This window comes from Armatimonas sp., assembly GCF_043760365.1.
In the GTDB taxonomy this organism is placed as follows: Bacteria; Armatimonadota; Armatimonadia; order Armatimonadales; family Armatimonadaceae; genus Armatimonas.
On record NZ_JAYUPA010000427.1, the window covers coordinates 1 to 14,544 of the forward strand.

Annotated in this window: 14 protein-coding genes; 6 read left to right on the forward strand and 8 right to left on the reverse strand. The window is 59.1% G+C overall.

What is annotated here, in order from left to right; genetic code table 11:
* On the reverse strand, positions 1-574 hold a 574-nt coding region (rpsB, locus tag ACH2EH_RS10010), incomplete at its 3' end, for a 30S ribosomal protein S2 (RefSeq protein ID WP_395141268.1).
* 219 nt (positions 575-793) lie between these two features.
* On the opposite strand from rpsB, the gene ACH2EH_RS10015 reads away from it, so the two are divergent.
* Entirely contained in the window at positions 794-3,181 is a 2,388-nt protein-coding gene (locus ACH2EH_RS10015) for a DNA translocase FtsK (RefSeq protein ID WP_395141270.1), read from the forward strand.
* A gap of 142 nt (positions 3,182-3,323) precedes the next feature.
* Here the strand turns inward: ACH2EH_RS10015 and dnaJ are convergent, their stop codons facing one another.
* From dnaJ to ACH2EH_RS10035, 4 genes are read right to left on the reverse strand one after another with little or no spacing between them, the layout of a single operon-like run.
* Positions 3,324-4,496, reverse strand: coding sequence for a molecular chaperone DnaJ (gene dnaJ, locus ACH2EH_RS10020; protein ID WP_395141271.1), 1,173 nt, complete (start codon positions 4,494-4,496; stop codon positions 3,324-3,326).
* Positions 4,486-6,315 carry a molecular chaperone DnaK gene (dnaK, locus tag ACH2EH_RS10025; protein ID WP_395141273.1) on the reverse strand — a complete coding sequence of 610 codons (1,830 nt, stop codon included), beginning with the start codon at positions 6,313-6,315 and terminating at the stop codon, positions 4,486-4,488. Before dnaK ends, dnaJ begins: the two co-directional genes overlap by 11 nt.
* A gap of 27 nt (positions 6,316-6,342) precedes the next feature.
* Positions 6,343-6,789, reverse strand: a complete 447-nt coding sequence (gene rpoZ, locus ACH2EH_RS10030) for a DNA-directed RNA polymerase subunit omega (RefSeq protein WP_309690732.1) — start codon at positions 6,787-6,789, stop codon at positions 6,343-6,345.
* Positions 6,761-7,054 carry a MerR family transcriptional regulator gene (locus ACH2EH_RS10035; protein ID WP_395141274.1) on the reverse strand — a complete coding sequence of 98 codons (294 nt, stop codon included), beginning with the start codon at positions 7,052-7,054 and terminating at the stop codon, positions 6,761-6,763. Before ACH2EH_RS10035 ends, rpoZ begins: the two co-directional genes overlap by 29 nt.
* A 165-nt stretch (positions 7,055-7,219) precedes the next feature.
* On the opposite strand from ACH2EH_RS10035, the gene ACH2EH_RS10040 reads away from it, so the two are divergent.
* Positions 7,220-8,176, forward strand: coding sequence for a FecR domain-containing protein (locus ACH2EH_RS10040; RefSeq protein ID WP_395141276.1), 957 nt, complete (start codon positions 7,220-7,222; stop codon positions 8,174-8,176).
* Between the two features lie 30 nt (positions 8,177-8,206).
* Entirely contained in the window at positions 8,207-9,325 is a 1,119-nt protein-coding gene (locus tag ACH2EH_RS10045) for a shikimate dehydrogenase (RefSeq protein ID WP_395141278.1), read from the forward strand.
* A gap of 6 nt (positions 9,326-9,331) precedes the next feature.
* Here the strand turns inward: ACH2EH_RS10045 and ACH2EH_RS10050 are convergent, their stop codons facing one another.
* On the reverse strand, positions 9,332-9,925 hold the full coding sequence (locus ACH2EH_RS10050; protein ID WP_395141280.1) for an ankyrin repeat domain-containing protein: 594 nt from the start codon (positions 9,923-9,925) through the stop codon (positions 9,332-9,334).
* 47 nt (positions 9,926-9,972) lie between these two features.
* Between ACH2EH_RS10050 and ACH2EH_RS10055 the strand changes: the two genes are divergently transcribed.
* The 3 genes from ACH2EH_RS10055 to ACH2EH_RS10065 are packed head-to-tail and all read left to right on the forward strand — an operon-like array spanning position 9,973 to position 12,187.
* Positions 9,973-10,572, forward strand: a complete 600-nt coding sequence (locus ACH2EH_RS10055; protein ID WP_395141282.1) for a GDSL-type esterase/lipase family protein — start codon at positions 9,973-9,975, stop codon at positions 10,570-10,572.
* Complete coding sequence (locus ACH2EH_RS10060) at positions 10,569-11,423, forward strand: phytanoyl-CoA dioxygenase family protein (protein WP_395141283.1); 855 nt, start codon at positions 10,569-10,571, stop codon at positions 11,421-11,423. Before ACH2EH_RS10055 ends, ACH2EH_RS10060 begins: the two co-directional genes overlap by 4 nt.
* Positions 11,420-12,187: a nitrilase-related carbon-nitrogen hydrolase gene (locus ACH2EH_RS10065; protein ID WP_395141285.1), complete on the forward strand. Its 768-nt coding sequence runs from the start codon at positions 11,420-11,422 to the stop codon at positions 12,185-12,187. The genes ACH2EH_RS10060 and ACH2EH_RS10065 overlap by 4 nt, the downstream gene beginning before the upstream one ends.
* Before the next feature lie 3 nt (positions 12,188-12,190).
* On the opposite strand, the gene ACH2EH_RS10070 is transcribed toward ACH2EH_RS10065, so the two are convergent.
* A complete protein-coding gene (locus ACH2EH_RS10070; RefSeq protein ID WP_395141287.1) occupies positions 12,191-13,132 on the reverse strand; it encodes an SPFH domain-containing protein in 942 nt (313 codons plus the stop codon).
* A complete protein-coding gene (locus ACH2EH_RS10075; RefSeq protein ID WP_395141289.1) occupies positions 13,129-14,112 on the reverse strand; it encodes an SPFH domain-containing protein in 984 nt (327 codons plus the stop codon). The genes ACH2EH_RS10070 and ACH2EH_RS10075 overlap by 4 nt, the downstream gene beginning before the upstream one ends.
* Positions 14,113-14,544: the final 432 nt, after the last annotated feature.

The following is a 14,544-nucleotide window of genomic DNA, read 5'->3' on the forward strand; positions in this document are numbered from 1 at the left end:
CGCAGTTCGTATCCACGATCGCAACAATCGGAATACCAAGCGCCTTGGCTTCCTGAACCGCGATATGCTCTTTTTTCAGGTCCACAATAAAGAGGCAGGAAGGAATGCGGGGCATGTCCTTGATACCACCTAAGTAGCGCTCAAGCTTCTCGTACTCTTCCGTCAGCAGTGCGGCCTCTTTCTTGGTGAGGCGCAGGAGCGTGCCGTCGTCGGTCATCTCCTTAAGCTGGCGCAGGCGTGCGATTCGCTTCTGAATCGTGGTGAAGTTGGTGAGCATACCGCCCAGCCAGCGCTGATTCACGAAGTACTGGCGAGAGCGCACGGCGGCTTCTTGTACGGCATCGGAGGCTTGCTTCTTGGTGCCAACAAACAGAATGGTGCCGCCATCGGAGACAATGTCCTGGATGAACTTCTGGGCATCATCAAAGAGCTTTAGGCTCTGGTGCAGGTCAATAATATAGATCCCATTGCGGCTTCCGTAGATGTAGCGCTTCATCTTGGGGTTCCAGCGACGGGTCTGGTGACCGAAGTGGACGCCTGCCTCAAGCAGGTCTTTCATGGCAATAGTGGCCATAGGTTCTCTAGTTCCTTCTCGGTTTCTCCTCCTCTGATCCGCCCTTTTGGGACCGAGATTTGACCAGAGTGTGGCGTTAAAAAGGCGCGACTACTGCCGCGCCAGACACTTACGAAACCTTCGCAGTTTATCACGTGAAAAGGCGGCTAGCAATAACCGTGGTAGGTTCTGGCACTGTCGAGAGACTTCGCAAGCTATTGCTGGTAAAATACCCAGCAGATGGCTACGACTCAGACCACACCGCGTGGCTCGAACACACCGCGCAAACCCAGGCCGCCGCGCAATACCGCGCCACGCCGGACGCGGACGAACACACGCTTCGCCTACGACACCTGGGGGATCGCGCTCTGTGCCCTGGGGCTGATCTTGCTAGCAACGCTGTTTGGAGCGGGAACCAACTCCGGAGATAACTTTCTGGGGCGCACGGTCGTCCACGGGTTTTACTTACTCTCGGGGATCGGGGCCTGGGTCTTTCCCTTTGTCTTGCTCGCACTGGGCGGGATGCTCGCTATTGGCAAGAGCCGCTCGATAGATAACATGGGCGCACTCGCGGCACTCTACTTGATCTTTATCGCCTGGTGGCACCTGGGGCATGTCGGGGGGATGAAGCTCGCCTATCACTTCGTGACCGACAACCTGGTCAATGGGGGCGGCTACATCGGCGGCGGAGTCTCGTGGCTCTTGCGCATGCTGGTAGGCGTCTTCGGGGCGCATGTGATCCTACTCGCGCTGACCGGGATCGGAATTCTCTACCTGGTGGATGTGCCGCTGCCCTCGCTGCTGGGGCCGATTGAGCGCTTTATCGCCGAGTGGACAGGCAAGGGCAAAGATGCGGCCACGGCGCAGGCAAAAGAGGCCGTGGACAAGGCTCGTAAGAAAAATGCCCCTGTGGAGCGCAAACCTCTGGTGAAGCCGCCACCTAGTGTCTTCAAGCGCACCACGCCGGAGCCGCTCGACGATGACCTCGATGTGAACGAAGCCACTCGGGAAGTGCCTGCAAAAGGCCCCCAACCCGCGCTGTTCTCTTTTCGTAAGGAGAAAGCTCCCCAGCTCCCGTCCGACGGGGGAATTGAGGACGACGAAGAGCAGACCGCGCCCGTTGTCCCCCCCATTGCTATCCCCCCCATCGCCGTGCGTCCCTCGCCGACAGCTTCCAAAACCAAGTTCGCTTTTGTTCTGCCCAGCACCGGGCTCATGGCCCCCTCGCCGCCCGCTCCCGCCAATGTGGCCGATGGAGAGAGCGAGGAGCGCCGCCAGATTATCTTGCAGACACTCGAAGACTTCGGGATTGGGGCCGATGTGGCCGATGTGGCGTATGGCCCGACCATCACCCGCTACGAGATCGCGCTGGAGCGAGGCATTAAAGTCAGCAAGATTGTCTCGCTGGCGGATAATATTGCCATGGCACTGGCCGCCATTGATGTGCGTGTCGAAGCGCCCATCCCCGGCAAGAGTGCCATCGGGCTAGAGGTACCCAATGCGAAGCCACGCGCCGTGAGTATCCGAGAGTGTCTCGAATCCCCGGAGTTTCTCAACGCGCCGGGCAAGCTCACGTTTGTACTGGGCCGCGATGTGACGGGCGCAGTGAAAGTGGCGGATCTGGCCAAGATGCCCCACCTGCTGATCGCGGGCTCCACCGGCTCGGGCAAGTCCGTCGGACTCAATGCACTGATCACGTCGCTGCTGTACCGCAACTCCCCGCGCGAGCTGAAGCTTCTGATGATAGACCCCAAAAAAGTGGAGCTCTCGCTCTACGAGGGCATTCCGCACCTCGCGTCACCGGTCATCACCAATGTGAAACAGGCACCGTCGCTATTTAAGCAAGCCTTGCGCGAGATGGAGACCCGCTACGATAAATTTGCGAAGCTTGGGACGCGCAATATTGAGGGTTTCAATGCAAAAGTAGAGGAGGCGGAGCGCATTCCCTACTGGGTGATTATTGTAGATGAGCTGGCGGATCTGATGATGACCAGCGGCCCCGAGATTGAGACGAGCATCTGCCGCATCGCCCAGCTTGCCCGCGCCACGGGGATTCACCTGGTGATCGCCACGCAGCGGCCGTCCGTCAATGTGATCACCGGCACGATCAAGGCTAATATCTCCAGCCGGATTGCCTTTGCCATGAACTCCGCCGTGGACTCCCGCACGATCCTCGACCAGACGGGCGCGGACAGACTCATTGGGCGTGGCGACATGCTCTTTATGCCGATAGACGCGGGCAAGCCCTACCGCATCCAGGGCTGCTATGTCAGCGAGCACGACACGGAAGCCCTTGTGAACTACCTCAAGGCCCAGGGCACCCCCAGCTTCGATGTGCTGCCCTCCACCCTCTCCCTGGCCACCGGCGATGATGACTCGGGCGATGGCGAGAACGACGACGATCTCTTTGAGAGTGCCGTTCGCTTAGTGGTGAGCGGCGGCAGTGCCAGCACATCCATGCTCCAGCGCCGCTTCAAGATCGGCTACACCCGCGCCGCCCGATTAGTGGACTTGATGGAGCAGCGCGGTATTGTCGGCTCGCTCGATGGGGCCAAGCCCCGCGAGATCCAAATCTCCCGCGATGACCTCGACTCGATGTTCGGCAAGACCGGCGTCTTCGAAACCTAGAGTGCCGCCTCATGGAATGAGGCGTCTGCAGTGGCTTCGTTCCTCAGCCGCAAAGCCCGTGCCGGGCTGAAAACTCGGTAGCCCGGCACGGGCTTTGCGGTACGCAGTCCATTGCAGACGCCGGTTTCCATGAGGCGGCGATTTAATCCCCTTTAACGGCGTGCTTAATGCGTTCCCAGAGGCCCTTGCCACTTTCATGGTGATCCGGCGTTTGACCGGCGACTTCCCCGCGTAGCTCTGCAAAGCTTCTCAGAGCTTTCTTTTGATCCTCATTGAGCTTGGTGGGTACCTGAACCGCGATTACCACGGTTAGGTCGCCTTTCTGACTGCGCTGACGGATATTAGGCATTCCGTGCCCACGTAGCTTGAAGCGTGTCCCGTTTTGGGTCCCCTCGGGGATGTTCAGCGTCACGACTTCGCCCGCCAGTGTGGTAACCGAGATCGTATCGCCTAGTGTTGCCTGAACAAACGTGAGCGGCTGGGAAATATAGAGGTCAATTCCATCGCGCTCGAAGTGCTCATGCTCTTTTACCGAGAAGAAGACATAAAGGTCGCCGGGAGGGCCATTGAGGGTGCCCGCCTCGCCCTCGCCACGGATCGGCATCTGCATGCCATCGTCTACGCCGGAAGGAACGGGCACTTTGAGTTCACGGGTCTTACGAACTTTCCCACGCCCCACACAGCCACCACACGGGCTCTTGACCACCTGCCCACGTCCGGAACACCGGGGACAGGTCACACTGGTCTGAACCGTACCTAGAATGGTCTGCTGCACCTGACGTGTCGTGCCAACACCTCCACACTGCACACAGGTATCGGGCTTGGTGCCCGGAGCCGCGCCATTGCCACCGCAGATATCACAGTTCTCAGTCCGTGGGATCGTAATGGTTTTCTCGCTGCCCTTGAGCGCCTCCTCCAGCGTAATTTCAATGTCGTAGCGCAGGTCATCACCGCGCTGTGGGCCCGGCCTTCGCCCCCCGCCACCGCCCCCAAAAAAGACGTTGAGGATATCATCAAGCCCTCCGCCGCTCCCGCCACCGAAGCCATCGAAACCGCCAAAGCCACCACCGGGGCCACCGCCCGAGCTCGCTGCATGGCCGAAGCGGTCGTAGGCCCCCCGTTTCTGGGCATCGGAGAGAACCTCGTAGGCCTCCGCCACTTCCTTGAACTTTTCCTCGGCGCTGGCATCGCCCTGGTTCACATCGGGGTGCCATTTTCGGGCAAGCTGGCGGTAAGCTTTCTTAATTTCATCAACATTGGCACTGCGCTCTACACTCAGCACCTCATAGTAGTCACGCTTGCTCTCAGTCGGCATCGGTATCGGTATCTCCTGTCAGGGAACTTATTTCTATTTGAATCGGCAGAACGGGAACGATCGGCTCCGTCTCTGTTACGTTGTCGGTCACGTTGAGCGCCCCCGCGAGGGCATACATCGCATCGTTGAGAAGCTGCGTGCGCATCATCAGTACCTGCGCATCCTCCCCAAGCAATACCACTTGCAGAGCATCTATCGCACGCAGGGCAGACTCCCACAGAGGTCGTGCGCTCACAGGAACAGATTCGGCACTCGGGAGCTGTTTTTGGGCATGGTAGAGGGTAGAGTCCGCCAAGTTTCGAGCCTCTTCCCGCACGCGCCGCAGCTGATCACTCTTGGCAAAGGCAGCGGCCTCGGTGACCATCTGCTCCACTTCCTCGGAGGAAAGCCCCGATGCCGCCGTCACGACGATCTGCTGCACGCAGCCTGTCGCCTGGTCTTTTGCCGAGGCATGGAGGATTCCATTGGCATCAATATCGAAGAGTACCTTGATCTTGGGAACGCCACGGGGAGCGGGCCGAATGCCGGTCAGCAAAAACTTACCCAGGCTTTTATTGTCCGCCGCCATCTCACGCTCTCCTTGAAGGACATGAATCTCGACGGCGCTCTGGCCCTCGGATGCGGTGGTAAAAGTCTCGGTCTGGCTCGTGGGAAGCGTCGTATTGCGCACAATCAGACGGGTCATTACTCCCCCCAGAGTCTCGATCCCGAGCGAGAGCGGTGTGACATCCAGCAGCATCAGGCGCGTGAGCTCGCCCGCTAGCATTCCGGCCTGAATCGCAGCTCCGGCAGCCACGGCTTCATCGGGATTTATACCCTTAAAAGGATCGCGATGAAAGATCTCGCGTACCATATCCTGAATGGCGGGCATCCGGGTGGCCCCCCCAACGAGGACAATCTTATCGAGCTGGTTGGGAGCAAGGCAAGCGTCGTTGAGCGCCTGGTAGGTGGGATCACGCATTCGGTCACGGAGCGCCTCTGTCAGTTGCTCAAACTGAGTGCGGTTGAGAGTCTGCTCCAGGTTAAGCGGGTCATTGCCTTTTTGAGCAATAAAGGGCAGGCTGATGGTTGTACTGAGCATTGCAGAGAGCTCAACCTTGGCTTTCTCTACCCCTTCTTTCAGACGCTGGTGGGCAACCCGATCCAGGCGCAGGTCAACTCCATGCTTTTGCTGGAATTCGTCGGCCAGCCAAGCGAGAATCACATCGTCCCAGTCGTCGCCCCCCAGCCGGGTATCTCCACAAGTGGCCTTGACATTGAAAACACCCTCAGCGATCTCGAGAATCGAGACATCGAAGGTGCCGCCTCCCAGATCCCAGACTAAAATGGTCTGTGGCTCGTCTTGATCCAGGCCATAGGCTAGGGCGGCGGCGGTGGGCTCATTGACAATGCGCAGCACCTCAAGCCCAGCGATCTGTCCGGCATCTTTGGTAGCTTGGCGCTGCCCATCATTGAAGTAGGCGGGAACGGTTATCACGGCACGGTCTATGGACTCGCCTAAGTAGGCTTCCGCATCTTGTTTGAGTTTCAGCAGAACCATAGCACTGATTTCAGGGACAGAGTAGGCCCGATCCTCCACATAGACCCGGTGGTCCGAGCCCATGTAGCGCTTCATGGAAGCAAAAGTCTTCTCCGGGTTCGTGACCGCTTGGCGCTTCGCGATCTGCCCCACGAGCCGCTCTCCATCGCGGGTGAAGCCGACCACGGACGGACAGAGACGGGAGCCTTCCGCGAGAGTTATCACGGCCGGCTTACCCGCCTCCAAAATCGCCACCACGGAGTTCGTGGTGCCAAGGTCAATCCCGACGATACGGCCCATCGTTGTGTGTACCGTTACTCCCCGAGCCTAGATATCCGTCCCCTCGGAGTCGTCATCGGGCATGATTAGCGGGTCTTCCTCTTCGGGCTCCTCATCTACCAGCATGTCGCTGCCCTCTTCATCGTCACCAAACTGCGAGTCGTCGAGCTCGGCGCCCAGGGCGGCGGCGGCACGTGCCAGCTCGTCGTCGGGTAGCGCCAGCGGATCCATGTCTACCTCGATATCGCGTGCGCCCACAACGGCTTCTTGATCCGCGATCGCCTCACGGCCCGCCAGGGACTGCTCGTCGAACTTGAACTGTACCTTTCCCTCTGCAATCTCTTCCAGGGCAATAGTGAGTGGATTGGTGGAGTCGGTGGGCAGGCGTGGACGGCTCCCCTCTTTGATCTGCTTGGCGCGCTTAGCGGCAAGAATCACCAGAGCGTACTTACTTTCAACCTGCTTATCAATCTTGTCGGGGGAGGGGTAGATCATGTTGTTGCTTACTTTCTGCGTGTGCCCGTTCGAGTTCCAAGATCACTTTGACACCAGCGATATTGACTTGGCGCTCTTCCGTCAGGTGGCGCACATGCGCCAGGGTACGAATATCTGCATCCGAGTAAAGCCGTCTGTTTGAGTCTGTGCGGCAGGGAACAACGATTCCCTCCTGATCGAGCACGCGCAAGACCCAGCAAGGTAAACTTGCAAGCCTCGCGGCGACACTGATCACATAGACCGGCTCATTTTCAGTATGCGGCATGGGTTTATAAAAACGCGGACACAAAAACCGCAATGCACATTGTAGGTCTTTCCCCCCAAAATAGCAAGACTATCCCTAAGAAAGTCCATTTTTTTTCACAAGTTTGCAACCCTTTGAAGTACAGGCCATACTAAACTGTCAGACAATATAAAAAGGAAATTCGGAATGAGTCTGTTGCAAGATGCGGCCCGCTATGAAGAACAGCACTGGCGCAACCGCCTGAGTGGCTGGTGTCGCCAAGCCGCCCGTGACTATCTCGGGCAGCTTGGTAAAGTCGTCGGGCTACTCGTACTGAGTATTCTCTTACTGGATGGGGCACGGCGCGATGTCTCCCACGGATTTGCCTCGGTCGTGGCCGTCACGGGCGGTGCCACCCTCCAGACCGCCCGCGGCAAGAGCGCCCCAGCCCCCAGCTTCGTGGGGCAGTCCTACTCTCTAGGCGACACGCTGGTTACGGATGGAACGGGTACGGTCACTGTCGTCTTCCCCGATGGGAGTGTCGTCCAGCTCAGCCCGCAGAGCCAGCTCCGGCTGAGCCAGAGTGATGCCTTCCGTAACGGACGCCGTCTGCGCCACTTTGAGCTCACATCCGGTTCGGCGCTCGTCTATGGTTCCGCTGACCTGGCGACCCGCTTTGTGGTTCCCGGCAGCGACAAAACGGCCCAGAAAAATGGAGGGTTTGCCTTCGATGTCCGCCGGGGTCTCTCCCCTGGTAGCCCGTCGGCTCTAGCGCGCTACGCGGCCAAACCGGGTTTCCTGGTGGGGCTTGAGCGTGTCGCTTGGTGGCCGCTGGACACTCTGCTCGGCCAGCTTGGCATCATGGGCAGTGGCACTCTTCTGACAACAGATAATCAGCGACGCGACGCCTGCCGCAGGGTTTGTCTGGATATTCACAAGGCACTCTCAGGAGCTTCGAACCTTCCTACGGGCCAGCCACTCCCGCTGGAAATGTTCGGTCTCTCCGCTGAGCCTCAGAGCACAGGCAAGAGCGCCATCGCCGGCCCGAATGTTATTCTGACACAAGCGGGCGGTAACTTTATTGCCCTAGTCAGAGCACGCGACTCTGTGGGCACCGTCTTCAAAATCACCTCACAAGGCGTTCAGGCGCAGCAACAAAAATAGCGCGGGGCAAGTTCAGGTAGAATAGTGGCCATGGAGCGATTTGCTTTCATCATTCACCCCATAGATATCCGCAAGGACATGAGCCGCATGTCTCCGCTGGCAAAGCACCTGCCGGAGCCACTGCTGGCCACTCTCCTGCGCCAGCTCCCTCCCCGCCCCGTGGCGCACCTGACGGGCATTCGCTCTGCCACGGGTGCTGTGGCGGAGGGCTGGTTCATCGTCTGCACCCTCACGCCCCACCAGCTACTGACGCTTCCTGCCGAGCGGGTCTATGACAAGCTTCAGGCGTGTTGCGAGCTCGCCGAGGGGCTGGGCGCAAAAATTATCGGGCTGGGTGCTCTAACGAGTGTGGCGGGCGATGGGGGAATCACGCTGGCGACGCGCACTAAGCTTGCGGTCACGACGGGCAACTCCTACACGGTCGCCACAGCCGTCGAGGGTGCCATGCGGGGAGCGGAGCTCATGGGGACGCCTTTTTCGTCCGCAAATGTTGCCATCGTCGGTGCCAGTGGCAGTATCGGGCACACCAGCGCTTTGCTGCTGGCTCCCTACGCTGGGCAAATGACCCTTGTCGGGAGGGATTTGGCGCGCCTGGAGCCTGTCGCGCAGGAAGTTCGTGAGCGCGGGGGCAAGCCGGTGACCATCACCGCCTCCGTGGAAGAGGGCCTGCGTGATGCCGACGTGATTGTCACGGTCACGAGCGCCGCCGATGCGATTATTGAGCCACGCCATCTAAAACGTGGGGCGGTTGTCTGTGATGTTGCCCGCCCGCGCGATGTGAGCACCCGTGTCGCCAAAGAGCGCAACGATGTCCTGGTGATCGAGGGCGGCTGCGTCGCTGTGCCCGGAGAGCTCACCGCCACAAAGACCACTAAAAAAGGTGTGGATCGCCCCGGTGTCCCGTTCTCCTTTGGTTTCCCCCCCGGCACTGCCTACGCCTGCATGTCCGAGACCATGATGCTGGCCCTTGAGGGCCGCTATGAGAGCTTCACTCTGGGAAAAACCGTCAGTGTCGCGCAGGCGGAGGAGATGTGGCGGCTCGCGAAGAAGCACGGCTTTCAGCTCGCAGGCTTCCGCTCCTTTGAGGAAGCCGTCACCTCAGAACGCATTGCCGCCATTCGTCTGGCAGCCGGTCGCAAGCTAGATTAGCGTCGCCTATCTCTTCAGAAACGGGTTGGGCTTGAGCTCGATTTTCTTGACCGTCTGAAGATACTCCAGAACACTCTCAGAGTTCTTGGCCCCCACCTGCGCATGAAAGTGCAGGGTGAAACCGTGTGGGCCTTTGGCATCAATCAGCTTGGGCTGGAGCGCGAGAAACGCCTTCACCGCCTCCAACTGGCCCATCATTGCGGCGCAGAACAAGTCCATGCGCGCCCCGCGCTCCAAAAGAAACTCGACAATGTCTCGGCGGCCCATGTGCGATGCGCCCCCCAGCCCGGTTTCCCAGTCCCCCGCGCCCCAATCTATCGAGGCGTTGATGAGCCCCGGCTCTTTGTCTAGGAGCTTCTTGACCAGCTCCAAGTCAGAGTGCGCGTAGATAATAAAATCCTGTGCAAGCTGACGGTTAATCTGTGCCTTTTTCCACGCTAGCTTAAAGCCTGGCGCGGGATAGTCCCGCTCAAACGGAGCCTCCGTCGGGCCGGAGGGCAACTGTGTGGCCTGCACAGAAGCAAACGCCTCGGTCGTGGAGCCGAGAAGCAACCCGGTGGTCAGGGTCGTAAACCCACGGCGCGTTAATGTTTTAGACATGTCCGATTATACCGCTCGCCCACCAGATCGGGGGGTACAATTCCCTCATGAAGTCTCTACTTTGCTACGGCGACTCCAACACGTGGGGCGCAAACCCGAAGGACATCTCGCGCTTCGATGATCAGACGCGCTGGACGGGCGTGTTGCAGTGCCTGCTGGGCGAGGGCTGGCGGGTGCTGGAAGAGGGTTTGTCCAATCGCACGACGGGCTTCGACGACGCTCTTGTCCCGATGCGCAACGGCAAAGCAACTTTCCCCATGGTCTGTGACACGCACCGGCCTTTTGAGCGGCTGATCGTGATGCTGGGAACCAACGATGCCAAGTCGCGGTTCCGCCACCAGCCCGATGCCGCTGCAGATGCCGTGGAGGCGATTGGTCGGATGGGCCGCGATGCAGGCGCAAAAGTGCTGCTCATCGCCCCGCCGCCGCTGCGCCCCCCAATCTCCTACATCGAGTTCGAGGAAGAGCGCGCCGTGAGCTTTTCCCGTGCGCTCGCCCCGCTCTATCTTGAAGTGGCCGAGGCCAATGGCTGGGAGTTTCTGAACGCGGGCTCCGTAATCGCTACCAGCCCGCTCGATGGCATCCACTTGAATGCCGAGGCGCATACCCGGCTAGCACAAGCAATTTCGCATATACTACGACGATGAAAACACTTATTGAAGCATTTAACCGTGACGGATTTATCGTCCTAGAGGATGTGATAGACCCTGCACACTGCGAAATTCTTTGCGAAAAGATGCTGGCCGATGTGGACGCGATCTTGAAGCGTCCGGACGTGCCCTTTAACTTCAACAAGGGCAATATCCAGCAGACTCCCCCACCGTTTGCCCCCTATCTCTTTGAGGATGTGTTCTTCAACCCGAAGATTATCGAGGTGACAAAGGCGATTCTGGGGCCGGGCGTGAAAAACAACTTCTACTCCGGCAATACAGCGCTCCCAGGCGAGCACTACCAGCCGGTTCACCCCGATGTCGCGCAGCTCTGGCAAGGGCTGGAGCACGCGACTCCAACCTTTGGAATGGTGATCAATGTGCCGGTTGTGGATATGGGGCCTGAGAACGGCGCGACGCAGCTCTGGCCAGGCACGCACCACGACACCACGTACTGGCAGGGCGACGGCTCCGCGCGGGTCGCCGACGAGCACCTAGCCCTCTGGCGTGAGAAAGCCCCACCGATCCAGCCCACAGTGAGACGTGGCTCCGTTGTGCTCCGTGATATTCGACTCTGGCACGCGGGGATGCCCAATCGCACTGCACAGCCTCGCCCGATGATCGCCATGATCCACTGGTGCGGCTGGTTTGCCGACTGGGACGGCATCGAGATCCCAGAGCGCAGCCGCAGTTTCTTCGAGAACAAAGCGCTCCACACCAACATCAAAGTCATCCCCGATGACCAGTTCGACCACATCAAACACGGTGGTGCCTACGATGTTGACCTCCCCCCGGCGGCACCACCGCCGACCCCCTCCGACTCCGCGAATGGGGAAACAAAAGCATGAAGATTTTAGCCTTACAACTTGATATTACCTGGGAAGATCGTGAGGCCAACTTCGCCAAAGTGGCGCGAATGATCGCCGAAGCCAGCCCGGAGCCCAACACGCTTGTCGTGCTTCCCGAGATGTTCGCCACGGGGTTCTCGATGGCCCCGGAAGCCAGCGAGCCTGAAGACGGCCCCACGGATGCCTTTCTTGCTCGTCTTGCCCACCAGTATGACATCGCTCTTGTCGGCGGTGCAGCCCTGCGGATCGGAGAGGAGATCTATAATTGCGCCCTTACCTTTGGCCCCTACGCGACCCCGTGGGGCAGTTACCGCAAGCAGCGCCCGTTTGTTTCTGGCGGGGAGATCTATACCCCAGGTAAGGAACCGGAGCTGATCCAGATGGAAGGCTGGGACCTCGCGCCGCTTCCTTCTTTCTGTCCTTTCATTTGTTATGACCTGCGCTTTCCTGAGCTGTTTCGCGAGGCGGCACGACGCTGGAAACCTGAGCTATATGTCGTGATCGCAAGCTGGCCCCTGGCCCGAGCCCACCATTGGGTACGGCTACTCCAAGCGCGTGCCATTGAAAACCAAGCCTATGTTTTAGGAGTCAACCGCTGTGGCACCGACCCGTACTTTACGTTTCCTGGCAGGACGATGCTTGTGGACTGGCACGGTGAGATTCTCGCCGATGCGGGAAGCGAAGAAGGTACCCTCTCCGCTTCCCTCGACCTCCCCGCGCTACGTGCGTACCGCGAGCAGCTCCGCTTCCTCGACGACATGTAGCCTCTAGCGCTTGACGGGCGGTTTGGCGGGAGCGGCTTGCACCTCGCTTGAGGGCATGGAGGCAAGAAAGCCCGCCATGAGATCGCCACTATTTCCCTTGCCCTGCCCCTGAATCAGGGTGAGGTTCGCGCCGCTCTCCACGATACGCTGGGTCTCCAGAAGCTCAAAGAGCGCCGAGGAAATCTCAGGGTCACGGCTGATCTCTGCCATAGCCTCTCCCACAATCGCGGGGCGGACGGCGGCGGCCTTTCCAAACTCAACAGCGGCTTGGCGCTCGGCGGTGCTGGTGATGATGCTCACCTGGTTCACACCGTCTTGCTTGATCGCCGCCGTGACTTGCCGCAGTCTGTTGACGACCTTGCTCTCAATCTGACGGATCATCTCCGGGTCGCGAAAGTGAACTTTCCGGATGTAGATCGAGCCTAGTTTATAGCCCCACTCGTGGGATTTCGGGGTCACTTCATCGCGGACGGTCTTGCTCATGCTGTGACGGTCAATCAGCATCCGGGCAAGCGGCAAATTACTCAGACAGCGGACGGTGGAGTTGCTCACATTGGCGGAGAGGGAACCACGCGGGTCCGAGTTCTTGAAGAGATAGGCGACAGGATCGCTAATGTACATCTCGTACCAGATCCCGATTCCCATCGGAGCGCCTTCTTCGGAGTTCACCGGAGCGCTTCGGAGATACTCCTGATCGAGCCGCATATCAATCACATGGCACTTACCAAAGCCTCCGATTAAGAACGTACGCCAGCCGAGACGTGGCAAGAGAAAGCAAAAGCCCGGCTCATCAATGATCCCAATCACCTGACCAAAGAGCACATAGACATGGCAACGGCGCTCCTGCACCACCGTGTAGACTCCCCAGAACCGCACCAGCCCGAGCAGAATCGGGCTGCCGATCAGCAGAGCGAAAAACGTAACCAGCGCATAGACAAGAGTCATGACTTCACCTCCGTGATCACTCGTCGGGCATTGCTAAAGAGTGCCAGCTTGGCATTGCGAACATAGGCCAGCATCGCGGGCCGACCGGTGGACTGTAGCTCCGTGAGCTGTGCGGTCAGCCGCCGCAACGGCTCGACTTCCGCTTCCGCTTTGAGCGTCTCGATCTCCACAGCGCGACGAGACTCCACGATGCGCTGGTCTGCTGCCGCTGTCGCCAGACTGATGTCCGAAGAAACATGGTTGTGCGCCGTGTTGATCGCTGCCAGCGCGGACTCCACCTCGGCGGGGGGGTCAATACCAGTGATCAGCGATGCCTCCAGGACCATCCCATAGCGTGCCGCCGAGCTGTGACACTCCTTGTCCATGTGCTCGTTGAGATCGCGCAGGTTTTTTCGCAGGTCGTTGATGGAGATGCCCTCGACCGACGTTGCAGCCAGCGTCTCGTCGTCCCCGGCAACGCCCGGAGCCTCAAACGTGGCGATGCGCTCACGCAGAATCGAGACAAAGTAGCCCATGATGTGCGCAAAAGGATGGCGCACCCCAAAGAGATAGGCGTAGAGATTGCGCTCCGAGACCTGGTAGCGAATCTGGCCCGTCAGCCCCGTATTGAGCTGATCCTTGGTGACTGCCTCCAGGAACGTGCCCTCATGGTTGGCCGAGGGATTCTGCGGATCGTAGGCCATGTTCACTGTCTCCGTCGCCACGGAAACTTTGTAGATCCTCTCCCAAGGCCACTTGAAGTACGGCCCCCCCGGTGGAATCACCCGAACCTGGGGGTAAACGTAGCGCTCTCGCTGGTCGCCCGTCAGTGACTCCGCAATCGGATCATCGAGGGTTGTTAGTTCCCCCAAACGCTGCGCCCGCCCGAACACGGTCTTCACGGCACGCTGGTTCTGATCCACGGTGTAAAAACCGCTCAGAACGCAGCGCACCAGCAGCCATCCGAAAAAACCAAGTCCTATACCAACCACAACATCCATGACGCTATCCTCCTACTCGTCTTTCTCTTCGTTGAGACTTAAACGCTTGTTGTGAATTACGTTTTCGCTGCGCCGTCACCTTTCGAGGGATTAAAATCCCTCGCTACAAACGCCTTCGGCGCGTCCTCCGGACGGGAAAACTGAAAGCAAAACGGACGAATGAGGCAGGCAAACGCGTTCTCTTGTCCGCCCGTTCCCTTCTCTTGTCCGAAGGACATCGGCGGAGCCGACCCGCAGCGAGGGATTTTAATCCCTCGTGTCAAACACACCAATTCACAACAAGCGTTTAAGTTCACGCACGCAGTATACCTAGGATTTTCGAGGGGAGTTCTCACATCTCAAAAAGGCTCATTTGGTGCTTGGCATCTTCGGCGGCTCTACGCTTGGCTCCGACGAGGGGTTTAGGGCAGAGTTTCTCGAAGTCCTCGCCGA